27 protein-coding genes and 1 pseudogene are annotated in these 24,859 nt (G+C 50.4%); 14 read left to right on the top strand and 14 right to left on the bottom strand.

The genetic code is table 11. The features are described from left to right. Positions 1-80 precede the first annotated feature (80 nt). The 3 genes and pseudogenes from L466_RS10985 to L466_RS23985 all read left to right on the top strand — a co-directional run bounded on the left by L466_RS10985 (position 81) and on the right by L466_RS23985 (position 2,521). Entirely contained in the window at positions 81-950 is an 870-nt protein-coding gene (locus L466_RS10985; protein WP_032680875.1) for an aldo/keto reductase, read from the top strand. A 314-nt stretch (positions 951-1,264) separates the two neighbouring features. Then, a pseudogene (locus tag L466_RS23990) lies at positions 1,265-1,685 on the top strand (hypothetical protein). Next, positions 1,607-2,521, top strand: a complete 915-nt coding sequence (locus tag L466_RS23985) for a mechanosensitive ion channel family protein (protein WP_226778040.1) — start codon at positions 1,607-1,609, stop codon at positions 2,519-2,521. The pseudogene L466_RS23990 and the gene L466_RS23985 overlap by 79 nt, the downstream one beginning before the upstream one ends. A 166-nt stretch (positions 2,522-2,687) precedes the next feature. Here the strand turns inward: L466_RS23985 and cspA are convergent, their stop codons facing one another. Further along, positions 2,688-2,900 carry a transcription antiterminator/RNA stability regulator CspE gene (gene cspA, locus L466_RS10995; protein WP_014170400.1) on the bottom strand — a complete coding sequence of 71 codons (213 nt, stop codon included), beginning with the start codon at positions 2,898-2,900 and terminating at the stop codon, positions 2,688-2,690. A gap of 589 nt (positions 2,901-3,489) precedes the next feature. Between cspA and L466_RS11000 the strand changes: the two genes are divergently transcribed. Further along, positions 3,490-4,095, top strand: coding sequence for a hypothetical protein (locus tag L466_RS11000; protein WP_032679692.1), 606 nt, complete (start codon positions 3,490-3,492; stop codon positions 4,093-4,095). Between the two features lie 77 nt (positions 4,096-4,172). Here L466_RS11000 and L466_RS11005 read toward each other — a convergent pair whose 3' ends face one another. Together L466_RS11005 and L466_RS11010 are read right to left on the bottom strand one after the other, a co-directional pair. Beyond that, positions 4,173-4,832: a DsbA family protein gene (locus tag L466_RS11005; protein ID WP_032680874.1), complete on the bottom strand. Its 660-nt coding sequence runs from the start codon at positions 4,830-4,832 to the stop codon at positions 4,173-4,175. A gap of 127 nt (positions 4,833-4,959) precedes the next feature. Continuing rightward, complete coding sequence (locus tag L466_RS11010) at positions 4,960-5,439, bottom strand: MarR family winged helix-turn-helix transcriptional regulator (RefSeq protein WP_025203961.1); 480 nt, start codon at positions 5,437-5,439, stop codon at positions 4,960-4,962. Positions 5,440-5,579: 140 nt separating this feature from the next. Between L466_RS11010 and L466_RS11015 the strand changes: the two genes are divergently transcribed. Both L466_RS11015 and L466_RS11020 read left to right on the top strand, forming a co-directional pair. Beyond that, complete coding sequence (locus L466_RS11015) at positions 5,580-6,401, top strand: alpha/beta fold hydrolase (protein WP_014170403.1); 822 nt, start codon at positions 5,580-5,582, stop codon at positions 6,399-6,401. A gap of 75 nt (positions 6,402-6,476) precedes the next feature. Continuing rightward, positions 6,477-7,244, top strand: a complete 768-nt coding sequence (locus L466_RS11020) for an alpha/beta fold hydrolase (protein WP_032680873.1) — start codon at positions 6,477-6,479, stop codon at positions 7,242-7,244. Positions 7,245-7,350: 106 nt separating this feature from the next. Here L466_RS11020 and L466_RS11025 read toward each other — a convergent pair whose 3' ends face one another. Next, the gene (locus L466_RS11025; RefSeq protein WP_032680872.1) at positions 7,351-8,292 is read right to left on the bottom strand and encodes an MBL fold metallo-hydrolase; all 942 of its coding nucleotides are present in this window, start codon (positions 8,290-8,292) and stop codon (positions 7,351-7,353) included. Between the two features lie 174 nt (positions 8,293-8,466). Between L466_RS11025 and L466_RS11030 the strand changes: the two genes are divergently transcribed. Further along, positions 8,467-9,363 carry an AraC family transcriptional regulator gene (locus L466_RS11030; RefSeq protein WP_032680871.1) on the top strand — a complete coding sequence of 299 codons (897 nt, stop codon included), beginning with the start codon at positions 8,467-8,469 and terminating at the stop codon, positions 9,361-9,363. Between the two features lie 39 nt (positions 9,364-9,402). On the opposite strand, the gene L466_RS11035 is transcribed toward L466_RS11030, so the two are convergent. From L466_RS11035 to L466_RS11045, 3 genes are all read right to left on the bottom strand, one after another. Continuing rightward, positions 9,403-10,608 (bottom strand): NAD(P)/FAD-dependent oxidoreductase, encoded by a 1,206-nt coding sequence (locus L466_RS11035; RefSeq protein ID WP_032680870.1) that lies wholly within the window; start codon positions 10,606-10,608, stop codon positions 9,403-9,405. Between the two features lie 136 nt (positions 10,609-10,744). After that, positions 10,745-11,497: an SDR family oxidoreductase gene (locus L466_RS11040; RefSeq protein WP_032680869.1), complete on the bottom strand. Its 753-nt coding sequence runs from the start codon at positions 11,495-11,497 to the stop codon at positions 10,745-10,747. 37 nt (positions 11,498-11,534) lie between these two features. Then, complete coding sequence (locus L466_RS11045; protein ID WP_020882407.1) at positions 11,535-11,882, bottom strand: MerR family transcriptional regulator; 348 nt, start codon at positions 11,880-11,882, stop codon at positions 11,535-11,537. A gap of 248 nt (positions 11,883-12,130) precedes the next feature. On the opposite strand from L466_RS11045, the gene L466_RS11050 reads away from it, so the two are divergent. Continuing rightward, a complete protein-coding gene (locus tag L466_RS11050; protein ID WP_032680868.1) occupies positions 12,131-13,021 on the top strand; it encodes a GNAT family protein in 891 nt (296 codons plus the stop codon). Between the two features lie 247 nt (positions 13,022-13,268). Here L466_RS11050 and L466_RS11055 read toward each other — a convergent pair whose 3' ends face one another. Both L466_RS11055 and L466_RS11060 read right to left on the bottom strand, forming a co-directional pair. After that, positions 13,269-14,471: a sensor histidine kinase gene (locus tag L466_RS11055; RefSeq protein WP_050594873.1), complete on the bottom strand. Its 1,203-nt coding sequence runs from the start codon at positions 14,469-14,471 to the stop codon at positions 13,269-13,271. Next, complete coding sequence (locus L466_RS11060; protein ID WP_032680866.1) at positions 14,468-15,154, bottom strand: response regulator; 687 nt, start codon at positions 15,152-15,154, stop codon at positions 14,468-14,470. The genes L466_RS11055 and L466_RS11060 overlap by 4 nt, the downstream gene beginning before the upstream one ends. Before the next feature lie 105 nt (positions 15,155-15,259). On the opposite strand from L466_RS11060, the gene L466_RS11065 reads away from it, so the two are divergent. Then, the gene (locus L466_RS11065; RefSeq protein WP_032680865.1) at positions 15,260-16,036 is read left to right on the top strand and encodes a MipA/OmpV family protein; all 777 of its coding nucleotides are present in this window, start codon (positions 15,260-15,262) and stop codon (positions 16,034-16,036) included. A gap of 46 nt (positions 16,037-16,082) precedes the next feature. Here the strand turns inward: L466_RS11065 and L466_RS11070 are convergent, their stop codons facing one another. Next, complete coding sequence (locus tag L466_RS11070) at positions 16,083-16,973, bottom strand: LysR family transcriptional regulator (protein WP_032680864.1); 891 nt, start codon at positions 16,971-16,973, stop codon at positions 16,083-16,085. 75 nt (positions 16,974-17,048) lie between these two features. Between L466_RS11070 and L466_RS11075 the strand changes: the two genes are divergently transcribed. The 3 genes from L466_RS11075 (at position 17,049) to L466_RS11085 (ending at position 19,463) form a co-directional block, all read left to right on the top strand. Beyond that, complete coding sequence (locus L466_RS11075; RefSeq protein WP_071993103.1) at positions 17,049-17,714, top strand: NADPH-dependent F420 reductase; 666 nt, start codon at positions 17,049-17,051, stop codon at positions 17,712-17,714. A gap of 18 nt (positions 17,715-17,732) precedes the next feature. Next, entirely contained in the window at positions 17,733-18,614 is an 882-nt protein-coding gene (locus tag L466_RS11080) for a helix-turn-helix domain-containing protein (protein WP_032680862.1), read from the top strand. A 102-nt stretch (positions 18,615-18,716) separates the two neighbouring features. Further along, positions 18,717-19,463 (top strand): SDR family oxidoreductase, encoded by a 747-nt coding sequence (locus L466_RS11085; protein ID WP_020882399.1) that lies wholly within the window; start codon positions 18,717-18,719, stop codon positions 19,461-19,463. A gap of 142 nt (positions 19,464-19,605) precedes the next feature. On the opposite strand, the gene L466_RS11090 is transcribed toward L466_RS11085, so the two are convergent. Beyond that, entirely contained in the window at positions 19,606-20,328 is a 723-nt protein-coding gene (locus tag L466_RS11090) for an SDR family oxidoreductase (protein ID WP_032680860.1), read from the bottom strand. A 98-nt stretch (positions 20,329-20,426) separates the two neighbouring features. Here L466_RS11090 and L466_RS11095 point away from each other — a divergent pair, with 98 nt between their 5' ends. Next, positions 20,427-21,329: a LysR family transcriptional regulator gene (locus L466_RS11095; protein WP_032680859.1), complete on the top strand. Its 903-nt coding sequence runs from the start codon at positions 20,427-20,429 to the stop codon at positions 21,327-21,329. A 160-nt stretch (positions 21,330-21,489) separates the two neighbouring features. Here the strand turns inward: L466_RS11095 and L466_RS11100 are convergent, their stop codons facing one another. Beyond that, positions 21,490-22,389 (bottom strand): LysR family transcriptional regulator, encoded by a 900-nt coding sequence (locus L466_RS11100; protein WP_032680857.1) that lies wholly within the window; start codon positions 22,387-22,389, stop codon positions 21,490-21,492. Positions 22,390-22,550: 161 nt separating this feature from the next. Between L466_RS11100 and attM the strand changes: the two genes are divergently transcribed. Continuing rightward, positions 22,551-23,342, top strand: a complete 792-nt coding sequence (attM, locus tag L466_RS11105; protein WP_032680856.1) for an AttM family quorum-quenching N-acyl homoserine lactonase — start codon at positions 22,551-22,553, stop codon at positions 23,340-23,342. An 87-nt stretch (positions 23,343-23,429) separates the two neighbouring features. On the opposite strand, the gene L466_RS11110 is transcribed toward attM, so the two are convergent. Both L466_RS11110 and L466_RS11115 read right to left on the bottom strand, forming a co-directional pair. Next, a complete protein-coding gene (locus L466_RS11110) occupies positions 23,430-24,449 on the bottom strand; it encodes an NADP-dependent oxidoreductase (RefSeq protein WP_032680855.1) in 1,020 nt (339 codons plus the stop codon). After that, on the bottom strand, positions 24,446-24,856 hold the full coding sequence (locus tag L466_RS11115; RefSeq protein WP_032680854.1) for a hypothetical protein: 411 nt from the start codon (positions 24,854-24,856) through the stop codon (positions 24,446-24,448). The genes L466_RS11110 and L466_RS11115 overlap by 4 nt, the downstream gene beginning before the upstream one ends. Positions 24,857-24,859 lie beyond the last annotated feature (3 nt).

Genomic DNA, 24,859 nt, shown 5'->3' with positions numbered 1-24,859 from the left:
ATAAATACGATTACCACGGGTTCGTCGTGGTTCTGTTTATACTTTTGAATGGTGTCTATACAGGGTGGAGGGACTCTTCAGTGGAATATACAGTATTAAGCAACAACCTCAGAATGCCGATGGCGGGTTTTGGTGTGTTTCAGGTCACCGATAAAGAAGAATGTAAACAGTCAGTGCTGAGCGCCATTCGTACAGGCTATCGCCTCATTGATACCGCAGCAGTGTACGGCAATGAAGACGCCGTGGGCGATGCCGTTCGTGAAGCCATCGCTGAAGGTCTGTGTACCCGCGAGGAGTTATTTATTACCTCTAAGCTGTGGGTGCAGGACATGGCAAGCTACGAGACCGCCAAAGCCGGTATTGAGGCCTCGTTAAAAAAATCGGGATTAGGCTATTTCGATCTCTACTTATTGCATCAGGCAATGCGTGATTATTTCAGCGCGTGGCGGGCTTTGGAAGATGAGTATGATGCCGGAAAGCTAAAAGCGATTGGCGTGTCTAATTTCTACGCCCACGTGCTCACCAACTTCTGTGAAACGGTCAGAATTAAGCCCATGGTAAATCAGGTGGAATTACACCCTTACTTTGCGCAATCTGACGCACTCGAGACCATGAAATATTACAACGTTCAGCCAGAAGCCTGGGCACCACTTGGCGGCGGAAGGCACAAACCGTACGAAAATGAAATGCTCAAGGGGATTGCCGAAGCGCATCAAAAAACCATCGCTCAGATCATTCTGCGCTGGAATGTGCAACGTGGCGTTACCGTCATTCCTAAATCCACGCATCAGAACCGGATTGAAGAGAACCTGGCTATCTGGGACTTCTCCCTGAGCGATGCCGAAATGGCGCAAATCAGTTCGCTCGACTTAGGCTATGTTGGCGATGCGGTTAAACACTTTAACCCTGAGTTTGTTCGCGGGTGTCTGGGTGTAAAAATCCACGACTAAGCGCGACGCGGCGTGCCACCCTCTTCCACTTCTGCAGAGAATGTTACGCCCCTCTCCCTGCTTCGGTACCGAACAGGGAGAGGATATATGTTTTAGCGATCCAGATGCTGAAGGTGGGCATCGTCTGCTTTTATTGCCTGGAACGGTTCTGGAAATAAAGTTACCGACCGAAACAAAATAGGTCTGTGCGACTTAGGATTCAGGCCGTGGACTTGTCTGTACCGGATATGCCATTATATGATTTGGTTAAATCTTTGTATTTATCTTTTGAATAAGGTTAATACAAAATGGCATACTTATTCAGGCGATAAGCGATGGTGTACTTGGATTATTTATTAACATTTATAGAAAGCAATCCGGCTCTGGCCATTGGATTTAATCTTATTCTGTTGGTCATCTCAGGTTTCTTTGCGCACCTGATGTGCAAATTCCTGCTCATAAAAATCGTTCGTAAGGTCTTCTTTGCCAGCCATAAACAGGATGTCCCGCTGGAAAAAGATCGCCGCATAGCCGAAAAGCTGTCGAATTTCATTCCGGTTATTATCGTTTATTACGTCCTGCAGTTTATGCCCAATATGCCAGCATCGCTGGTGACGGCAATAAATACCATTTGTGGGATTCTATTCTTTATTTTTCTGTCGGTTTTCTTCAATGAGATGCTGGATATTGTCAACAGCTCATATTTACGCAAGACGAAGCGTAAAAATCACTCTATCAAAGGCTATATCCAGATAGGGAAAATATTTATTCACGTCATCGCCGCGATCATGATCCTTGCCGTCATGTCGAATAAATCCCCCGCGATTATTATTTCCAGCCTCGGGGCCGTGGCGGCCGTGCTGATGTTAGTCTTTCAGCATACCCTGCTTTCGCTCGTTGCCAACATCCAGCTTTCGTCAAATGACGTCCTGCAGTTGGGGGACTGGATTGAAATGCCCGATAAAAACCTGAGTGGCGAAGTGACCGACATTGCGCTGCACACCATTACTATCCGTAACTGGGATAATACGATCTCGCGTATCCCGACCAAAAACTTTCTGACCGAAACGTATACCAACTGGCAGGCCATGTTTTCGTCAGGCGCGCGCCGGATTATGCGCAGCACCACGATCGATCAGCACTCCGTTACATTTCTCACGCAGGAAACGCTGGCCCCGATGCTGGCCCTGCGCGGCACGAATGAACCGCTGGCAAAACTCATCGACGGGCGTGATCCCATGGGCGTACCGGACAGTTGGTTTATGGATAATGGCCTGACAAATTTAACGCTCTTTCGGCACTACCTGATGGCCTGGCTCGCCGATCGGCCTGATATTATCAAAGATATGTATATTGTGGTGAGAACGCTGAAGCCTACGCCGTCGGGTATTCCCCTGGAAATTTATTGCTTTACCTCTTCCGTACTGTGGATGGAGTATGAAAATACTCAGTCAGCGATATTTGAATACATCACCGCTGTCGCTGGTCAGTTCTCGCTCCGCTTATATCAGTATCCGGCAGGACATGATTTCTGGCGCTTATCACAGGAACACAGCCTTCGGGACCGCACCCCACCTCCGGGTGAAGGTTAAGCTTTTTTGAAAACAGGCCTGTCAAACGGAATAATAGACAGCCTATCACCATTCTGAAGCCATAAAAAAACCCGCACTCGGCGGGTTTTTTTATTATCGGTGAAGCTTAACTGCTCAGACTCGCGTCTTCATCGCTATCGTAAGGCTTACCGACAATGTGCGCGACTTACAGCGGAGAAACGTTACCCGCTGCTGGGCCTTTAGCGCCATTTTCAATGGTGAAGGACACTTTCTGGCCTTCATCAAGAGATTTGTAGCTGTCGCTCTGAATAGCAGAGAAGTGTACGAATACATCTTTGCTGCCGTCGTCAGGAGTGATAAAGCCAAAACCTTTATCAGAGTTAAACCATTTTACTAAACCAGTCATTTTATTAGACATAGATAATTCCTTATTTTTTGAGCCACTAAGCGCGGCGATGATGGCCTGTATTTAGAGAGTAACTTATTTGGCACTTAGGAGGAGGCTCACGAAGAAGAGTATCTATTGATAACACCTGAACTGAGGACTGCTTTACTAAACTGCTTTAATAAGGTCTGTATTCCAAACCGATGACGCTATTTAGGCACAGAAAATTTTTTTAAGCAAAGTTTTTATTTTTTATTATAACCACTTAAACACCCGGACGGCTGAATGGCTATGAAAATTAAGGCGCTGGAGCAGCGTATTCACGCCCTGTTTAGCTAAAGCATACCGCCCCTTTTGAGGGTGGATACCCGTCTGACAATGGGTCATCGTATGCGCGTGACTGCTCAACCAGAGGCTGAACTCGTGTGGCATGGGATTACATCGCTCAGGCGACTTTCCACCTGGATTTCTGATGCAAGGCTGAAGTCTGAGGTGGAAAGCTAATGCGCCCTCGCTAAGTAGCTCAAAATGCTTAAAATTCATGCCTATAGCGCACAAAGTGAAATAGATTTACGTTCGAAGCCACTTATCATAGGTGTTTTGAATGAAAGTGGTGGTGTTAATGTCTGTGCTCAAAAGCTTTTTCTTCTTTCTCTTCGCGTCAGCAGCCTGCACTGTGCCCGTGCTTTGCCTGTGGGCGGATATCTATTTATTTAACCTGGATATACCGGAGATATCGCTGACCGAAATTGTGCAGGAATCAGTTTTAGGGGGCATCGTATTTATACACTTCCTGCTGGCGAAGAAATGGGCATTCATGCGCTATTGCAACATCCTGATTGGCGGCTTTTTCCTCTCCATGCTGATTCGAGAACTGGATGCATTTTTCGATCTTCTGGCTCACGGAAGTTGGGTATGGTTTGCACTGCTTTCCGCCGTTTGTGCTTTGCTTTATCCCGTTATCCATTATCGTCTTACCCTTACACAACTCGCACACTATACCCGTACCCCGTGGTACGGCGTGATGCTCAGTGGTCTGTTGGCAGTCCTGGTCTTCTCCCGACTGTTTGGAATGCACGGGTTATGGTACGCGATACTTGATCAAAGCTACGTCAGGGTGGTCAAAAATGTCGTGGAGGAAGGCAGCGAGTCATTCGGGTATATGCTCTGCCTTATAGCATCTGTAGGGTACTACTGCTCTTTCCGGTCGCTCCCCCGCCAGAAATGATTCTGGTATTCGGAGGAGAGATAAACACCACTGGTAAACGAAGCACCGGGGTGTAAAACCGGAAACCTCGATGTGGGCTATGCAAGCTTTGCCAGCGCCTCGCTGATGCTTTTTGCTCCGCCGTAAAGATCGTGGCCGCTAATAATGTGCTCAGTGCTGTCAACCGTAACCAACAGCAGTGGAACCCCTCTGAAACCTTTTTGATTCATAAGACGCTTTACGTCAGCGATCCTGTCGTCTGTCAGGCTGCGAAGCCCGTCATCGGCATCAAGCCGCCCGACAAAGTCGTTAGGGTTAAGGTCAAGGTGATTTTCCCGAGCCCAGGCAATGCCGACCTCTTCCACTACGTTACTTTGCGCGGTATCACGCCCCAGTACATAGCGGGCATGTTGCAGTGCACGAAGCAGCCCTGCTTCTGCCGCCGGGCTGATTTCATGGAAAGCCGTGAGTGCCCGGTTCATAAACGTCGAATCAAAGCGCGCACCTGAGTTCAGGAGCTGGTGATAACGCTCACTGAATGGCTGGCCGGTCAGCGAAGCAATCCGCTGATCGTTTGTCCACGCATATTCTGCCCATTGGGCGGTGATGTCCCTGGCTCCCTCATCACAAAATAGACCACTGGGCATTAACGTGAGTTTTTCGCTGTAATGTTGCGCCAGGTAGTTCAGGGCAGGCGAGCTGGCATAGCACCAGCCGCAAAGTGGGTCAAAAAAATACTGTAGATTGTCAATGCGCATGCGGTATCCCCTGGTAAGCATCAGCACTCATCATAATGAGATTCCTCAATGCGAAAAACAGCCCTCCAGTAAATTCAGTGTTTCATGGAGCGGACGAATGGACAGAATGTCCCTGCCCGCCTCTCAATCAGGATAGGTCATCGGCGTCCGGTTTTTGCGCACGGTGGATCTTGTCACGGATCTTATCAACTGATGCTTTGATGTCAGCAATGATGTCGGCGTCCATCCCAAGGGTATCCACAATACAGCGCGTGATAGTGCTGGTCTCGCTTTTCAGCGCCTCACCCTTCTCCGTTAGGTGGATAAGCACTTCGCGCTCATCCTTCGGATTGCGTGTCCGGGTGATCAACCCCGCAGTCTCCAGCCGCTTCAGTAAAGGGGTCAGCGTGCTGGACTCAAGAAAAAGAATTCCACTCAGTTCCTTCACTGTTCGCCCATCCTGATTCCACAAGGTGACCATTACCAGATACTGGGGATAGGTCAGGCCAAGCTTATCGAGCATGGGACGATAGAGCTGGGTAAAAGCATGTCCCGCTGAGTAAAGAGAGAAACAGAGCATACCGTGCACATCGGGCAGGGAATCCTCGGAAGTAGTGTGTTTAGTCATATGTCCTCCAGTCCCCCTAAAATAATTTGCATACGATTTAATTGCAAGCGATTGACAAAGGCAAAAAGGGCTGCCATATTCATTTGCACACAAACATATCGTACACAAACTAATAGCACAACACATGACAGGAGAACGAAATGACAACTTTCACCACCACAGACGGAACAGGCATTTTCTACAAAGACTGGGGTTCAGGTCAGCCTATCCTCTTCGCTCATGGATGGCCGTTATCGTCTGATGCCTGGGATCAGCAGATGCTGTTTTTCAGCCAGAAGGGTTTCCGGGTCATCGCACACGACCGTCGCAGCCACGGGCGTTCGGACCAGACTTTCCACGGCAACAATATGGATCAGTATGCGGACGATCTCGCTGAGCTGATTGAGGCGCTGGATCTGAAGGATCTGATTTTAGTGGGTCACTCAACAGGGGGCGGCGAAGTTGCACATTATATCGGTCGTCATGGTACCTCACGTGTGGCTAAAGTCGTTCTGGTCGGCGCTGTCCCTCCTCTGATGCTCCGGACGGATGCCAATCCTGACGGCACCCCGATGGAGGTGTTTGATGCCATCCGCGAAGGCACGGCCAAAAACCGCTCACAGTTTTACTTCGACCTGACGGTTCCGTTCTATGGCTTCAACCGTGACCATGTCCCCACCAATGACGGGTTGCGGGAAAACTTCCGCAGAATCGGCCTGCAGGGCGGTATTAAGGGGCAATATGACTGCATCCATGAGTTCTCTGAAGTCGATTACACACACGACCTGCAACAGATTGATCGCCCTACCCTGATTATTCATGGCGACGACGACCAGATTGTCCCCATTAAGGCATCCGCACACCGCGCCGCTGAGATCGTCGCGAATGCGACGCTGACGATATATGCCGGCGGTTCACATGGACTGGCGGAGACAGAAGCCGATCGCTTTAACGCTGACGTACTGGCCTTTATTCGCAGCTAACAAGGTGGCCTGTTCCAGACAGGCCGCAACCATCATACGCATAGCCTTTAAACTGAATTGAAAAGAGGAACGATCATGTCCAAATTTGCTGCCTCCCTTGCCGTTGCCACCGTTTTGCTGTCTGCCAGTGCTATCGCAGCAACCGCTAAGCCGACTGTTGTCCTGGTTCATGGTGCCTTTGCCGACTCTTCTAGCTGGAATGGCGTTACCCAAATCATGCAAAAGGACGGGTATAACGTCGTCGCTGCGGCGAATCCGCTGCGCAGTGTTTCGACTGATGCGGCTTACGTCTCTTCCGTGGTGAACAATATTAAGGGGCCGGTCGTCCTTGTTGGCCATTCCTATGGTGGCCAGGTCATTACGAACGCGGCCCGTGATACAAACAATGTGAAATCGCTGGTGTATGTCGCCGCATTTGCTCCGGATGCCGGTGAAGCGGCGGCCGACCTGGCCGGAAAATTCCCTGGCGGCACGCTTGGCCAGGCGCTCGCCGCACCGGTGAAGCTGGCTGATGGTAGCGTCGATCTCTCCATCGACCAGGCGAAGTTCCACCAGCAATTCGCACATGACGTTTCAGCTAAAGAGGCGGCGCTGATGGCCGCAGGGCAAAGACCGATTACCGAAGCGGCTTTAACTGAAAAGTCAGGGGCGCCTGCCTGGAAAAAACTGCCCTCTTACTTTATTTACGGTGACGGCGACAAGAATATCCCCGCCCAGGGTTTGCGATTCATGGCTGAACGCGCGGGATCAAAACATACCGTGGTGATCAAGGGCGCATCCCATGTCGTGATGGTTTCTCATCCGCAGGACGTTGCCACACTTATTGAGGAAGCGGCGAAGTAAACATCTCTCTCCCCCCTGAACGCCATCCCTCGCTTGAGGGATGGCCGTATAAGTAATGCCTCTTATGTTCCTGCCGGTATCCGTGAAAATGACGTCAGCGGTATTCTTAATAATCCCAGGGACCCGGAATGCAACGGAACGTATCGCCGTCGACAGCAACATGACAGACAGACGGGAATGAGAGATGAGTAGCGATCAATGACTCCCTGTTATCTGCCAGTTCCTGCAGCAGACGAATGCGAATCTGTGCCGCTTCTTCGGGATAATGGTCGAAACCATTGAACCAGTCAGGATGTTCAAACCCAACCTGGAAAATAGCATCGCCGGCAAAGGTGAGTCGTTCCCCCTCAGAGGCCAGCCTTACCACGCTGTGTCCGGGAGTATGCCCGCCTGTACGAACGACACGCACGCCGGGAGCAACCTCGTATTCCTCTTCGAATGTGTGCAGTTGAGTCTGGTACGCTTGCAAAAATTGGGTAGCGGTTTGGCGCAATGCTTCCGGGAAACCAGGCGGCATGGAAACCTGTGAAAAATCGGGGTCACGCCAAAATTCCACCTCAGCAGCAGCGACATGAATGCGAAGGTCTGACCGCATGCGCGCTTTCACACCCTCAATAAGCAGCCCACCAACGTGATCCATATGCAAATGCGTGATAATCACATCCGTGACGCTGGCAAGATCTATCCCCGCTGACGCCAGGCGGTTAACCGTTCGACCGGCGCGGGGTAAATCAGGGAAAGCCTCCCCCATCCCTGCATCAACCAGGATCGTCCGGTCACCGCTATGCACGAGAACCACATTTAATGCCCAGTCGAGAAAATCGGCAGGCAGAAACTTATCTTCAAACCAGTGGGTACGTTCGGAGGCCTCCGCGTTATGACCCAACATGGGTCCAGGTAATGACAACACGCCGTCACTGATCACCAGAACATCAATCTTACCGACCTGTAGTGCATAACGTGATGGCACCTTTTCATAAACGGCTTCCACATGCGAGGTACCATTAACAGGTGCTAACGACGCTGCATCATTCTTAGATATCGCCATATTTCCTCCAGACAACATAATTAATCGATTTAAGGGTATACACACCGTAGAAATGACTTTTTCCCCTCTGTTATTTCCCATCATCAAAAATAAACATGCAAACAGAACACAATGAAACAGGGTTAAAACATCGCTATACTCTTATGATGCCCACTGTTATTAACAGGTATACTCATGAAAAATCATGACATTCCTCTTGACGATGCCGTTCATAAAATGGCTCAGGTATTAAAGAACCGACCTGAATTAGGCATAGACAGTGGAGATGCGCTGCAAATTCGCTGTTATCACTGGCCGCATGGGCCATTGCATGAAACTATCCCGCCACTCGATCAACATGTGATTATTGCTCACGTTGGACATATGCAGCGTGTTGAGCGAAAAACAGAAAATAAAATCGTTAAAAACACGATCCGGAAAGGCGCCATCACGACAATTCCTCAGGGAAGTACGTCTCGCTGGGATATTGCTGGTCTTGTAGATGTTATGCATTTATATATTCCTGATAATATTTTCGCCGATCTTCTGAATCAAATGGAGATACCCACTGCTGAGTTACTCTTACGCACAGCGCATTTTGATGAGACGGCATCAAAAATTACGCTGGCCGTTGCGGAAATCATTTCGGACAATAACAAAATTAACCAACTGCTCTGCGAGCACTTAACACTGTCATTAATATTACAGTTAATAAAAAACCACCCCAACACGCTGACAGCCGCAGGTCAGTCGCAAGGAGTATTGTCTTCGCGCGCATTAAAAATGGCGCTGGAAAAACTGGATAACAGCCCCATAGGTGATGTCACAATTAAATCACTGGCTTTTGAGCTGGGAGTTTCCTCAGCTCATTTCTGCCGTGCCTTTAAAAACAGTACCGGCTTAACCCCGTACGGGTGGCTTAAGCAGCGCGTAATGGAACGCGCTTTCCACGAGTTACAACACACCGATAAACTGATTACAGAAATTGCCATTGAAAGCGGCTATGGCTCGCAAAATGCATTTACCCAGGCCTTCAGAAAAATAACAGGCTTGACCCCCGGTCAATGGCGTGAAAAAAAGAACACGCGTTGATGCTGCCAGCCGTCAGGCAGCATCAATAGAGATACCCTGTTACGGAACAATAATATAATCAGGGTTAGCAACAGAAAACATTTTCTCTCTGTCGGGTTCTGGCGGATAAATCCACTGAGTATTAATTTCCTGCTTTATTTTTTTCGCTTCCATGCCCTGGTACATAACCTGATGATCCCAGCCTTCCGTGTAGACCGCCCCCCATTTGCCCAGATCAAGACAGGTAACATATTTTGGCTGGCTGTAAGGATGCAGCGGTAATCCCAGTATTTCTGCTGCCGCGTTATGACCGGCGACGCGCCCCAGGCTCATCGCATGCTGGCAGGACATGACGTTATAATTACCTTCATCATCCGTAGGGACTTTTACGGTATCGCCGGTAACGAAGATACCCCTGGCGGCAGGTGCCCGCAGATACGCATCCCCAATAACACGGCCCAGATTATCGTGGTCGCCCGGGATGAGCCCGGCTAACGCGCTGGCCCGCATTCCCGCCGTCCATATCACCGTTTTGCTGGGGATAAATTCATCGTCCGAAAGCATTACCCCCTCAGCATTGATTGCGCACACTCTGACGCCCGTTCGAACAGTCACGCCATTACTGGCCAGCGCCTGATTGATGATCTCACAGGCATCCTCGCCCATCGCCTGACCAATTTTGTTCGAACTATCCACAATAATAACCTGCAAATGGTGCTCCGAACCCAAGAGGTCTCTGAGGCGTTCCGGCATTTCAGTAGCGGTCTCAAGCCCGGTCAGGCCCCCACCGGCGACAACAACAGTATTTCGTGCGGCAGAATCAGGCTCTGAAGCTAACGACATGAGGTGTTGCTCCAGTTCATGAGCAGCATTCAATGAGTTCACGTCAAAACTGTATTCCGTGATCCCCGGCAGTTCAGGGTGAAATGCCTGGCTTCCGGTGGCCAGCACAAAACTGTCAAAATTAACTGAGGTTTCGCCACTCTCTTTTTTTACCGAGATAGTTTTATTTTCTGCATCAATATCGGTGACATAACCGGCAATATAGTGCACACCCGCAGCCTCAAGAACATGCAGAATAGAGGGTGCCATATTTTCCAGTACGGCTTCATACAATCTTGGACGAATGGTTAATGCGGGTTCCGGAGAAACCAAAAAAATCTCAATCCGATCATTTGCCTTTTCCATATGTACCAGCCTTGCTGCTGAAATGGCGGCCCACATACCTGCAAAACCCGAACCGGCAATAATAATACGTTTTTTCATAGCGATACCTGTTAACAGCGGATGATGAAAATGTCGTTACCGCACCAAGAGTAGTGAAAGTCAAACCCGCCTGCTCTAGCAAAATTGATGTGCTTTAATCAAATTTGATGTTTTTTTATCAGCGCTGCGCGCGCCGCTAAATTTGCCCCATCCCGCCATCGACAGACAGGTCGATACCCGAAATAAAACTGCTTTCATCCGATGCAAGAAACAGCGCTGCCGCGGCAACCTCGTCAGGCTTGCCTAATCGACCTAACGGAATACGACTTGCGATGCTGGCGTCAAAAACCTCGCGATCGCTCTGGGAAACGCCCATTTTACTGATAATCGGTGTGGCGACGGGTCCTGGGCTCAGACAATTCACGCGGATCCCACGGCCTTTAAGGTCGGTCGTCCAGCTGCGGGCAAAAGATCGCAGCGCGGCTTTTGAGGCGGCATAGATATTGTGTCCATCGAACCCTTTATAATGCGCAATGGAGGACGTTAATATTATCGAGCCACCGTCGGACATTAACGGGAGGGCCTGTTGCACGGCGAAAAACGTCCCTTTTACGTTGATATCAAACTGCGTATTAAAATCATCTTCGGTGGAGGCCGGGAAATCGGAAAGCACAATAACGCCGGCATTTGCAAACATCACATCCAGCTTGCCGTACTTTTCGTTAATAATGCGAAACAGGTTTTCATGGCTTCGTATGTCACCGATATCATGTTTTATTGACAGTGCATTATCGTCACCGAGCTCATTCATCGCCTGCTGCAGGGTTTCTGCATTCCTGCCAGTGATAATCACCTTTGCACCTTCTTCACTAAACCGTTTAGCCGTGGCCAGCCCGATACCGCTACTGCCTCCGGTAATTAACGCGACTTTATTGTCTAACTGTTTCATGATGATATTTCCTGTTATTACTGCTCAGACAGAGCGATCACTCGTAGGCGTGAATACGCGTGGCAAGTGTATTTCTGCGTTCATTAAGTAATTCGATAAGCGTGTCCAGTGCCCGAAGTTTTTCTCTGTGCTGCGCCAGACACTGGATAAAACGCGCATCATCCATGTCGCTTACCTGAGAAAACTTTTCCAGCTCTGCAATCTGTCGGGTACTGAACCCACATTTTAAAAGCGAGATTATCCATCTCACTTTCTCGACGTCTTTCGCGTCGTAATTCCGATAACCGTTGTCCAACCGCTGAGAAACAATCAGTCCTTTAGCTTCATAATGTCTTAGCACTCGGGTGCTGACGCCAGTGAGCGCCGCCAGTTCAGATGGTCGCATACCTTTCTCCTCGTCATAGATGCACTCTACAACATTGACACTAGTGTCAATGTAAAGAGCATAGCGTTAGCTGGAATGTAAGCAGATATTTCCTGAGACAGGCAAAATTAACTCCGCCAACGAAGATTGCAGCAATCTTGATTTTGCCTTGACCGTTTATTGATTAACGGTCGGGATAATCAGCCTGTTCAGACAGAACTGCCCGGCGCTGACAGCGCCCTCTGATGAGATTGCAAGGAGAAACAATAATGGGCTTCAGACATTCGCTTTTTGGATGGGAACGTTCACACTTCACGCATTACCAGGCGGCTTATTATAAGTACGGCGGCAGTGTTAATACTCACCCCGACATTATCAATTTCTTTATGCAGAAGAAGGAAAAAGAATTCGCATTCTGGCATTACCGACGCGATGGCGAGGTCACCGCAGCGTACTTTACCAGTGATGAAAATACCTTCGGCCTGAATGTCTGGCGCGATTACCCGGTATCTTATGATGAAATTATTATCCCCATGGCTGCCGATCAAAAAATCGTTCTGCCAGTAAAAACAAACCGGCTGTCTTCATCGCTGCGTGGGAATATAATAAATGCCACCTATGCTTTTCGTGAAAAACGTAAGGTTTGCCTGATTAAAACGTCTTTCTCAGGTAAAACGGTGAAAAAAAGAAACGGCGAGCTAAAAAAAATGCTGGCTGCGGGCGGAGAATGCATACCGCTCAGAGAGATGTCACCGGCGGATATTGCTGATATTTACGTGCATCTTTTCAGGCTGCGTTTTGCTGACAGCGTCAGATGCTATAACAGGAAAAACATCACTGAACTGTTAACCGCCCTGCCACATATGGTCACCGGCAATGTACTTTTCTTTGAAGGTGCTCCCGTTGCGATAGATCTCGTACTGTGTGCCCGTAGTGAAAAAAGCCTGTATTTTGATGTTCCTAACGGAGGGATTGATCCGTCGATCACCGCATTCAGCCCAGGAAGTCTGCTCATGTGGAAAAATATTGTTGATGCACGAGAAGTGTGTCGCAATGAAAATAAGGCAATGCAATTTTCAATCGGATTGTATGATAAAAAATGGGACTATAAACTGCTTTGGGCCGAAACCCGGCCTACAGGTAAATCACTGGTTCTTTGAACTGTATTCGCCGCCCTGCCCTTAACAATTATTTATCTCCTTTCGGCGCATCCAATAAAACAATAATGATAACCTGAAATATGACAATCACCGGTGCGATGTACAGTAAAAAACATCCACATCGTACCATTTTACGAAAGGCAGAAAGCAGTGAGAGAAGTAATTCAGGTGACATGGTAAACCCCCGTTTACCATGTATTTAAACTCAATTTTTACAAGATTCAGTTCACCCTTTGTTAAGGAACCGTCAATGCTGTTCCTTTTCGCTTAGCGGTATCGTCATCGTGAACGATAGCCCTCCGCTGGCATTCCGTTCTGCAAAGATAGTACCGCGATGCGCCTCGCATATCGCTCGGGCAATAGAGAGCCCAAGCCCGGACCCACCGGTATGTCGTGAACGGGACTGCTCCTCACGCACAAACGGTGAAAATATGCTTTCAAGCAGTGCGTCCGGGACTGCCGGACCGTTGTCGCGGAAAATAACGGATACCTTTTTATCGCTGACATGATAACGAATATCCAGGATGCCCCCTTCCGCAGCGTAACGCAGAGCATTGTCCATCAGGATCAAAAAGACCTGGCCTATCCGGTACGGATCAACCCGACAGGTCACAGATTCCCCCTCATGGTAGATAATGTTCACTCCAACCCTTTGGGCTGAAGGCATCGTCCATGCCACTTTCTCACGGATTATCTGGTCCAGGCTGGTTGATACCAGGCTCAAATTCAGCTGGTTGGCATCAGCCAGTTTTAACAGATGCAGATCGTCAACCAGTCTGTTTAAATCATTCATCTGCTGCATAATCATGTTCAACTGGGCCTGACTGGGTTCAAATACGCCGTCCATAATGCCCTGCAGGCGACCGATGGCAGCCGTCAGCGGCGAGCGCAATTCATGTGCCATGATCACATGCGATTTTTTCAAATCTTTCTCGTAGCGTTCCAGCTGCATCGACATCCCGTTAAAGTTCTCGCTGAGGCTACGCAATTCAAGCGGCAGATTGTCCGGCACGGGCACGCGGGTCCCAAACCCGCCTTCAGCAACAGACCGTGCCGCACCGGCAAGCCGGCTAATATGATGGGAAATGGGTCGCGCTGTTTTCAGCGTAAGCATAAAAATAATCGGTATGAATATCAGAACCAGGATGCCAAGAATCACCCAGTCCTTAATCCCCATCGTCGGATCTGAGTAGGACAGCCCATACCAGGTGTCGATAATTTCATGATAGCGGTTGATGTTCTGTTCAGGGTGCTTGCTCAGAACTGAGAGTTCAGCCCTGACGGCCTCTGGCATCCGGTAGGCGTGCCATTTGTTTTCAACAAAAAATCGCACCCACATAAAAAAGGCGATAAGAATAATACTTCCGACTGCCAGAGATATCAGCCGCTTGCATATCCAGTTCCACAGCGTACTTGGTTCGCCTCGTGGAGATAACGTAAACTTTTTCATGCATTTGCAAATCGGTAACCGATCCCTCTTACGTTTATCAGCAAATCAGTCTGCCCCACTGACTCGAGTTTTTTTCGCAAGTTATAGATATGCGTGTCCACAACGCGCTCCAGGGCTTCACTTTCTGGGAGACACGCTTCAAGAAGCGCCTGACGGGTGAAAGCCTTATTCGGTGACTTAAGAAATGTCATCAGCAGCAGCAGTTCCGTCGGCGTTAAATCCAGCGCTGTCCGTTGCCCGTTCTCGCTCTCAACGCTTACCGTCATGGACTCTGTATCTGCCTGCAGTCCCCGGTACTCAATAAGCGTGCTGCTGCGCTCGCCAGAATAACGACGGAGTACAGCATGGACTCTGGCGACCACCTCACCCGGGTTATAGGGCTTCACCACATAGTCATCCGCGCCAAATCGCAGGGCACTGATTTTGTCGCTGCCGTCGCGGATGGCGGTGATCATAATCACGGGAATATCACTGCGCCGGCGCAGGGCCAGCAGAACATCGTTCCCGCTCATGCCGGGCAACATCACATCCAGTAAAATAATGTCGGGCTTCCAGTTGAATGCCAGTTCGAGCCCCCGGTTACCGCTGCTGGCCGAAGAGGTCTGAAACTGATCGCGCTTAAGGTAAGCCTCAAGCACATTCGCGGCATCCAAATCGTCTTCAATAATTAAAACACGTTTCACATTCGCACCTTGATGGAATCTTGATTAAATCTTGCAGGAATATTGATTGACCGCCCGCATACTCCGCAATTCATAGATATAAGCATAATTCATTCAGGAAGTTTTATGAAGGAAATAAAAATCGCCTTAGTAACACTCATCGCAGCATCGTTCGCTTCACAGGCATCATCAGATAAAAAAGCATCTTATGTCACGATTGGCGTGGGTTCACAATATGCGCCTGAATATACCGGCTCGAATAAATATGATGTCAATACGCTGCCGTATTTCGGATGGACTTACGATGACTGGTCCGTCAATACTGACAAAGGTATCGTCTATTCCCATCAGTTCAGTAATGGCGTTTACCTGGGGCAAGCTCTGGGGTATTCCCTTGGCCGCACGGATAGCGGAAACGCCTGGCTTCAGGAAGGCTCTGATAAACTTAAAGATATGGGTAAGATTAATACCGTAATGAATACCACCACCACGGCAGGATGGTGGATGGCACCCTGGATAGGCTTTGAGGGAAATATTACGGCACCGCTGACTGAAAGCCAGGGAATGCAATATAAAATTAAACTTAATGTCGTTCTTTTTGCTAACGACACAGATAATCTGCTAATCAGTACCGAAAGAAAATACGGCGACGCACGGTATAATAATACCTGGTTTGGGGTGAATGAAAATCAAAGTACCCATTCCGGATATAGGCCTTTCAACGCGGGTAGCGGATTAAACAGTGTGAATTACGATATTAACTGGCAACACACATTTAATGATAACTGGTCCGGCTATGCGGATTTAGGGTATATCACGCTTGCAGAGCGTGTAAGCAGCAGCCCCATTGTGCAAAAGGATGAATATCTTCTCTTTACCGTCGGGGCATTTTATACATTCTGATGCAGGATATCGGTTATCTGGTGCTCTGACCGCCAGATAACCTGGTTTATTGCGTTTTAAGTTTATTAATAAACCAGCGTCCGGCTGGCCCTGGAGGATATTGCGTCATATGTACCGCATGCATGGAAAAACCAGGGCCAACATCGGGCTGCATCTCCAGGTTCAGGATAACCAGTCTGCCATTAGCAAGATCGTCCTCAACCATAGGCAAAGGCATATAACCCCAACCGAGGCCCGCACGCAAGAATGCATGTTTTGCCCCCATGTCACCCAAACGCCACGTCTTAGCCGACATCACACCAAAGTTGCGACCCGCCGTGAGTGATGAGCGGTCAGCCAATACAAGCTGCACAGCGTTCTCCATAACCGGCCGAAGAATTGGGCCAGCCATTTTAGCCAAAGGATGATCGGGTGAGACCACAGCCACGGCAGGAACACTGAGCAGGAACTCAGAGGCACACCCGGTCGGAACATCCGGTAGCGAGCCGATAATCGCGACCCGACAGTTGCCGGCCAGCAATGGCTGAAGTACCGCGCCCAGCGCCTCAACATAAAGACGCAACGGTGTGCCGGGAAAGGCCAGATGAAATTCCTTCACGACTGCGGTCAGGATCTCTATCGGAAACATCACATCCACAGACACGGCGAGTTCGGGTTCCAGGCCTTCTGCCAGGATACGCGCCTTAGCCTTAAACGCGTCCATTCCGGCAAGCGTATGGCGTGCGGCCTCCAGTAAGGCTGCCCCCGCCTCCGTCAGTTTCGGGTAACGTCCCGTTCGCTCAAATAAAGGAAAACCTACCTGAGATTCCAGATTTGCCAGCGTAGCGCTAACGACGGACTGCGCCCGGCGAAGTTTGCGACCTGCGGCCGAGAAACTGCCTTCATCAACCGCAGCAATGAAAGTACGCAGTTGATCAATCGACATACCATCCAGCATGTATCGCCCCTTTAGATGTATACCATCTAATTATATAGGCTACACAGATAGATCGGTGAGCACTATTCTCCTTTCATGTTCTCAAGCAACGTCGCCAAACACATCAACGCATCTGTTCATTTAAGGAAACAAACTATGAAAACAAATACTGTCGGCATTATTGGTGCAGGCGCCATCGGACAAGCTTTTGCCCACCAGCTGGTCAACGCAGGCGTGAATGTCATCCTCAGTAACAGTCGTGGCCCGGACAGCCTGGCTGAAGTGATTGAGGCATTAGGCGACAGAGCTCGCGCCGGAACGGTACAACAGGCTGCCGAAGCCGAAATCGTTTTTATAAGTACCAACTGGAACAGAACCGAGGCCGCATTAAGTGGGGTGAACTGGGAGGGTCGTATTCTGATTGACGCGACTAACCCGGTACTTTTGCCGGGCTACACCCTTGCAGATCTGGGGGGTAAAAACTCATCCCAGCGCGTTTCAGAATGGGCAGCGGGAGCCCGGGTCGTCAAAGCCTTCAACACGCTTCTGGCAAACGTTCTTGCGCAAGACCCGTCCCAATCTGGCGGGCGCCGCGTGGTCTTTATGTCCGGCGACCACGCTGATGCAAAAGCGGACGTTGAGGAATTAGCCACCCGAATGGGCTTCGCCAGTATAGACTTAGGGAGTCTTGAGATGGGGGGATATCTGCAACAATTCCCGGGTGGTCCCCTTCCCGCGCTAAACCTTGTGAAACTGGCTTAAGAGACGTTATTGACGAATATGGCTCAACGTACTTCCGCTGAATCATTCGAAGCGTACATTCCGGGCGAATTGCTCAAGGAACATCGGGCACAATCTTCCCGGGATGTCTTCATTCAAATTCTGGCGCGTCGGCAGAGGCAGGACAACGTTATTATCCCGGCCGTGCCAGAGCCTTTTATTGTCTGGATACTCTCTGGGCGGGCCGTCGTTGAAGAACGGCCTCTGGGCGGAGAGTGGTCAGAAAACCACGTTGCCGAAGGTGATTTTTTTCTCACGACCGACACCTCTCCGACAGAGATGAGATGGCAAGCCGAGCCAGACTGCCCTTTCATCGTTATGCACGTCTATATTGGTGTGTCCATAATGCAGGACATTGAGCTGCGGGAAGTGTCGGGCGAACGCGATGAAACACTGTCAGCCCTGCTGGAACTTATGCGCGCAGAGCTTTATTTTCAACACCCACCCAGTGGACCTTACATCCAGGGTATCGCTCAAGCCCTTGCCGTACATCTCTCCCGTGCTTACCGGACATCGGCAAAGCGACACCACGGCGGGTTGCAGGCATATAAATTACACCGGGTGTTTAAGGCGATGCATGAAGAGCTGGCTCTCCCCTTCGACTTAGCACGTCTGGCTGGCCTTGCCGAGCTTAGTGAATTCCATTTCAGCCGGGTCTTTAAACAGTCTACCGGGCTTTCGCCTTCCCATTATTTTATCCGCTTGCGAATGGAAGCGGCGCGCCGCCTGTTGTCCGAGACAGAGGATTCGATGATCAGCATTGCCCTGACCGTGGGCTACAACAGCCCCAGCCATTTTGCTGCCATATTCCGCAAGCACACCGGTATTTCGCCCTCCCAATATCGCCACGAAAATATGCGTAGCAAAACACCGACAGTGTGAGCAAACCACCGCGCGAAGAGAGTGCCTTTTGCAGACATGATTGACCCGAACTTCAGATGTTCTTTGCTGAAGCGCTGAAACAAACGCATAAGAGGATCAATCATGGAACTCAACGGTAAATCAGCCATCGTGACCGGTGCATCAAGCGGAATCGGCGCGGCCACCGCCATTAAATTGGCGAGAGAGGGGGTCAAAGTGGGACTCGCGGCCCGCCGCCGGGATCGTCTCCAGGCGCTGGTGTCAGAAATCAAGGCCTTCGGCGGAGAAGCCATTGCGCTGGAAATGGATGTGACTGACCAGGCGTCAGTCTTCGACGGCGTGAAGAAACTGCACGACGCCTATGGCCACATTGATATCGCCTTCAACAATGCCGGACTCATGCCCATTTCAGACATCGCCAGTCTCAAACTGGAGGAGTGGCATCGTATGGTTGATGTCAATATTAAGGGCTTAATGAACACGGTTGCCGCGGTACTCCCTGTGATGCAAGCGCAAAAGTCAGGGCATATCATCAATACGTCCTCGATTGCGGGCAGAAAAACGTTCGCTGGACTCGGGGTATATTGCGCGACGAAACATGCGGTAGCCGCATTTTCAGATGTATTACGCATGGAGCTTTCGTCTCAATACAATATTCGCGTAACCTCACTTCAGCCAGGCGCGGTTGAAAGTGAATTATTCGAGCACATTACTGACGAAAACTACCGTGCACAGATGGAAAACCTGAAGGAACACATGACGTTCCTGAAGTCAGAGGATATTGCTGATTCCATCCTTTATGTGCTGCGCGCGCCGGACCATGTCGACGTGGCAGAATTGTTCATCATGCCCACAGAGCAGCAGTGGTAAGTTTGTCATGCGGGCCAAACCGGTTGTCTGGCCCGCGTTATGACCTTTTCAATACACATACAATTTTCACCCTGCACCCTGTGACGCGACAAAAAAAAGCTGCCTTACAGGCAGCTTTCGTGGTGAATATGCGTTAGCCAGTTCAGTTCGCAGACGCGGTAGGTCGAATCGTGATTTCTGTTGTATCAACATTTTCTGGTGCTTCAATCACTTGCCGAACAGCGCGGGCAATATCAGCCGGCTGGAGTGCAATGGAACGGTATACCTCCATTGCCGCCTGCGTTTCCGGATGAGTAATGGTCGAGGCAAGTTCGCTTTCCACCACACCGGGGTTGACGCAGGTGACACGGATGCTGGCGCTTTCCTGTCGCAAGCCATCTGAAATCGCCCGAACGGCGAACTTTGTGGCGCAATAGACGGCGGCTGTCGGCACCACAGAAAGAGCACCGATAGAGCCAATATTGATTATCTGACCGGAGCCCTGCGCTTCCATGGTGGGAAGCACGGCGCCAATCCCCCATAGTACGCCCTTGATATTCACATCAATGGTACGTTCCCATTCATCATATCTACCCGCTGCCAGCGGAGAAAGGGGCATTATTCCCGCGTTGTTGATCAGAACGTCAATACGCCCCCACGTAGTCAGTGCCGCCTGCACGAAATCAGACATCGACTGGCGATTTGTGACATCCAGCTCGCAGGCTTCAGCATGCCCGCCTGTACTGCGGATTTCTGCAGCGATAGCTTCTATACGATCTTTCCTGCGTGCCCCAAGTAATAACTTCGCGCCTGCATTGCCAAGCTCTCGTGCAATACCCTCTCCGATACCGCTGGATGCACCGGTGATCAAGATGACTTTATCCATGATTTACTCCTTCAGTTGAGTTCAGAGGGATAATAGAACGAGGGTATTGTTTCGTGTATCCTGCCACTGGTGTACACACTGGTTAGCAAACCTAAACAATGAAAATTGACCTTAATCTTTTACCTCTGTTTCTGGCTGTCGCGGAGGAACGTAGCTTCAGCGCTGCCGCCGAACGTCTTGGCGTGACGCGATCGGCGGTCAGCCAGGGGATCAGACGCCTGGAGGATACGTTCGGGACCCTGCTTGTCATGCGCACCACGCGTTCGGTAAACCTGACTGAAGCGGGAGAACGGCTGCGAAAATCGTTGTCCGTACCGCTATCAACGATTGACGCGGCGTGCGAAGAGGTTCTCTCTGACAACGGGCCGCGAGGGCATCTGAAAATTGCTGTCACCTCAATTGCAGAAGAATTTCTTTCAGGCCCTCTGCTCGCGTCCTTTGCAGCCGCTAACCCTGCAGTCACCATCGATATCGTCGTGTCGGATGACGAATTTGATATTGTGGCAGCGGGCTATGATGCCGGCGTAAGGCTCGGTGACGTGATCGAAAAAGACATGATTGCTGTCCCTCTGACGGGACAGCAACGGGAAGTGGTGGTGGCATCACCAACGTATCTGGCGGCCCACAGCGCACCGCGCCATCCGCGAGAGCTTATCCGCCATCGCTGTATCGGCTGGCGCCCATCGCCAGACGTCGCGCCCTATCGCTGGGAATTTGAGGAAGCGGGAATACCTTTCGACGTGGCGGTTGAACCGCATATCACCACCAACGATCTCCGTCTCATGCTCAGGCTCGCGCTTGCGGGGGGAGGAATTACCTTTGCAACCTATGAAACATTCAGGCCATTTATTGAAAAAGGACAGCTTGTTTCATTACTGGATGATTTTCTTCCGCCTTTTCCTGGGTTTTATCTGTACTTCCCGCAACGTCGAAATATGGCCCCCAAGCTGCGGGCTCTGATTGAACACGTCAGGCAGTGGGGGAAGACGTCACTGCAGTAGTTTCAAACCCGCGCAGAATATTTAGCTTCCGGAGAGTTGCCGCGCCGTAGCAGCGAATGACGCATGCTCGACTGGGCAAGCCATTAACCGGGGTGTACCTCAGGCAGGCAAGAAATTTTGTTCAACCTTCATTTAACAGCCTCGTATTCCAGTTTGAGAACTATGGCTGCCCTTTTGTTACCGAGCGCGTAAGGCTTGTGCGAAGTTCGTTCTCAAGGAAAGCGACACATGCTCGTGTTTCAGCGGAGATGATATTAGTCGGGGGATAAAGTAGATATGCAGGGAATGAAGGAACAATGTAGTCGGGTAACACAGGTACGAGATGCCCGTCGGCAATCTCCTGTAGGCAAACCGGAGACTGCACTACCCCGATTGCCCTTCCTGCCAGAAGCACAGTACGTAACGGCCGCCAGTGGCTGGAAGTGAATGTTATTCTCACAGGGACGGTGAGTAACGCGTTGTCAGGCGCGATCAGCGTCACATGGTTATTCATAAACAGGCCCGAAACACGAGCAAACGCATGTCGGGCGAGCTCGCCCGGTGTACGGGGCATATCATAACGCTGCAAATATTCGGGAGAGGCCACCAGCAACCGCTCTATTTTCCCCAACGGGCGGGCAACATAATATCCTTCCCCCGCCTCACCAAGACGTAGCGAGATATCCACACCTTCGGTGACCGGGTCCGTCACTCTGTCACTGAGCACCAGATCTATGTTTATGCCCGGATAGGCCAATTGCAGTTTAAGCAGGGCGGGCATAAGTAACTCTTCCCCGGCACCATAGGGTGCGGCAATGCGCAGGGTTCCATTAATTGCCTCACCATTATCCGCGATTGCCAGCGCATGGTCAGCCGCTGCAACGGCGCTTTTGCTCCGTTCATAGAACAGCGTCCCGCTATTGGTGAGAGACATTCGGCGCGTGTGACGTCGCAGCAGGCGGGTATTAAGATGAGCTTCCAGACGCTCTATCCTTTCACTGACCGCCGGCTGTCCGATGCCGAGATCGCGCGCAGCGGCAGACATGCTTCCGCGCTCAACCACCCGAATGAAAATACGCATTGCCGTAAGTAAATCCATTCGCCGATTATATTGGTAAAACCGATAAATGAAAGTGGTCCCGCCCCTCTACTGCCAGGCCCTTCTGTTAATGAAAATCTGTGCGTCCACGGCTGTTCTAGCTATGGCGTACAGAAGATTTCATTTTTTACGGGAAAAGAAGCATGTCAGATATCAGGCTTTATATGTTCCAGTCGGGCTATCAGCGTTGTAAATATCACGATATCAGGATGAATCAGGGTGAAGGCTCCGACTACATTATACCTGTCCCCTGGTTTTTACTGACGCATCCGCAGGGGAATGTTGTTATTGACGGTGGTCTTGCGGTGGAAGGGCTGAAGGATCCCCGCGCCTACTGGGGACCGACTGTTGACCAGTATCACCCCATCATGGATACAAACCAGGGCTGTAGAAGACAACTGGCGAAGCTCGGAATAAGGCCAGAATCGGTGCGTTATGTTTTACTCTCCCACCTCCATTCTGACCATACCGGTGCGATTGGCCGCTTTCCTGAAGCCACTCATCTTGTGCAGCGTGCTGAGTACGACTATGCCTTTTCACCGGACTGGTTTACCGCCGGGGCCTACTGTCGGAAAGATTTTCATCGCGAAGGTCTCAAATGGCAGTTTCTGGCAGGAGATGCCGATGACGGTTTTGATCTGTATCGCGACGGCGTTCTGAAAATCATTTACACGCCAGGCCACTCCCCGGGTCATCAATCTTTTGTCGTCTCCCTGCCGAGTGGAAAATCGTTCACCCTGGCGATAGATGCTGCCTATACGCTTGACCATTTTCAGGATAAAGCCCTGCCTGGCTTGATGACATCGGCCAGTGAGGTGGCACGATCGGTGGCAAAACTAAGAGTGGTTACCCAGATGCATAATGCGGAAATTATTCCCGGGCACGATCCTGATATCTGGCCGCATTATGCGATGAAGACGGAAGGCTATAACTGATACGAACGGTGATAGTGACTATACCTCTTCCCTGAGGCGATAACCCTGGTCATTTATGCTTAGCGCAGAGGCAAGCCTTCGTTGCTATCACTCATGAATTTTAACCACCACTTTCCCCTTTGCATGCCCGCGAGCCAGATAGGCGAAGGCGTCGCCAGTTTCGTCAAAGGGGAAAACGTTGTCGATAACAGGCTTGATGCGTTGAGCGTCCATGAGTTCAGCGATTTGGCTAAGCTGGCTGCCATCAGGGCGGACAAAGAGAAACGAATAGGTTAAACCTCGTTTTTTGGACAGTCGCATGATTTTGCGGCTCAACAGTCCTAATACAAAACGCAGGAAAACATTGAGGTGTCTTTCCCGTGCGAAAGCCGTATCTAACGGCCCGATCAGGGAAACTATCTTCCCTCCCGGTTTAAGGATTTGGGTGGATTTCTCAATCGCGTCACCTCTGATAGTCCCGAGGACAATATCGTAGCCGCTCAGCACTTTTTCGAATTCCTGCTTTTTATAGTCAACCACCTCATCTGCACCAAGGCGGCTCACCCAGTCAATGTTGGCGGTGCTGGTTGTCGTCCCTACCGTTGCGCCAAGGTGTTTTGCCAGTTGGATAGCAAAACTGCCAATTCCACCGGAGCCGGCCGGGATAAATACTTTCTGCCCCGCTCGCAGCTTCGCGCGTTCCGTCAGCGCTTGCCAGGAGGTGAGACCGACCATCGGAAGCGACGCTGCCTGTACGAAATCCAGAGTGGCGGGTTTTAACGCTGCAAGGTTTTCTGGCACCCGCACAAATTCAGCAAGCGAACCCGTTCCCCTGTCAAAAATACTGGCAAACACCTCATCGCCTGCTTTGAAACGCGTCACGCGACGTCCTGTGGCAACGACAACGCCGGACACGTCACTGCCCAACGTCGCGGGGAGACTGAAATGCAGAACACGTTTGAACATGCCGGTCGGGATCATGTTATCGATCGGGTTCAGACCTACTGCATACACTTTGACCAGAATTTCATCATCACCAGGGGAGGGAAAATCGACGTCGTCGAATCCCAGTTCAGGGGATTTACCATAGCGTTTGAACGTAAATGCTTTCATCGTCTTCTTATTCATTTGTCTTTTACTCTGCCGGGTTTGCCGGTGGCGTGTTTCTTACCAACGCTGTTGCTGAGTAAAAAAGCGATACCCAGGAATAGCTCGATAAATACTGCAATAACGATCTGCCCATTAACGTGTCCTGCATACCACTCAACAACGCCGGACACGGCTAAAATCAAACATAACGTACCGATCCCTGCTGCCAGGGCATAGCGGGCCAGCGAGGGCTCTGCGTGCCTGGCGAATAAACACATCACCCCCAGGCCCGCGTACAGGGCGGCAGAGCGATGGCCGAGCACATCAGTTCCCGGTGTTGGCGTGATTCCCCACTGCGTTAACAGCAGTTGCGGGCAGAACATCCATATCGCCGCCAGGATGAAAAACAACCCGGCAGTCAGAATAGCCAGTTGAGAAAATTTCATATT

This window comes from Enterobacter sp. BIDMC 30, assembly GCF_000534355.1.
GTDB lineage: Bacteria > Pseudomonadota > Gammaproteobacteria > Enterobacterales > Enterobacteriaceae > Enterobacter > Enterobacter ludwigii.
The sequence above is the reverse complement of the archived record's forward strand: the minus strand, read 5'-3'. Positions and strand labels throughout refer to the sequence as shown.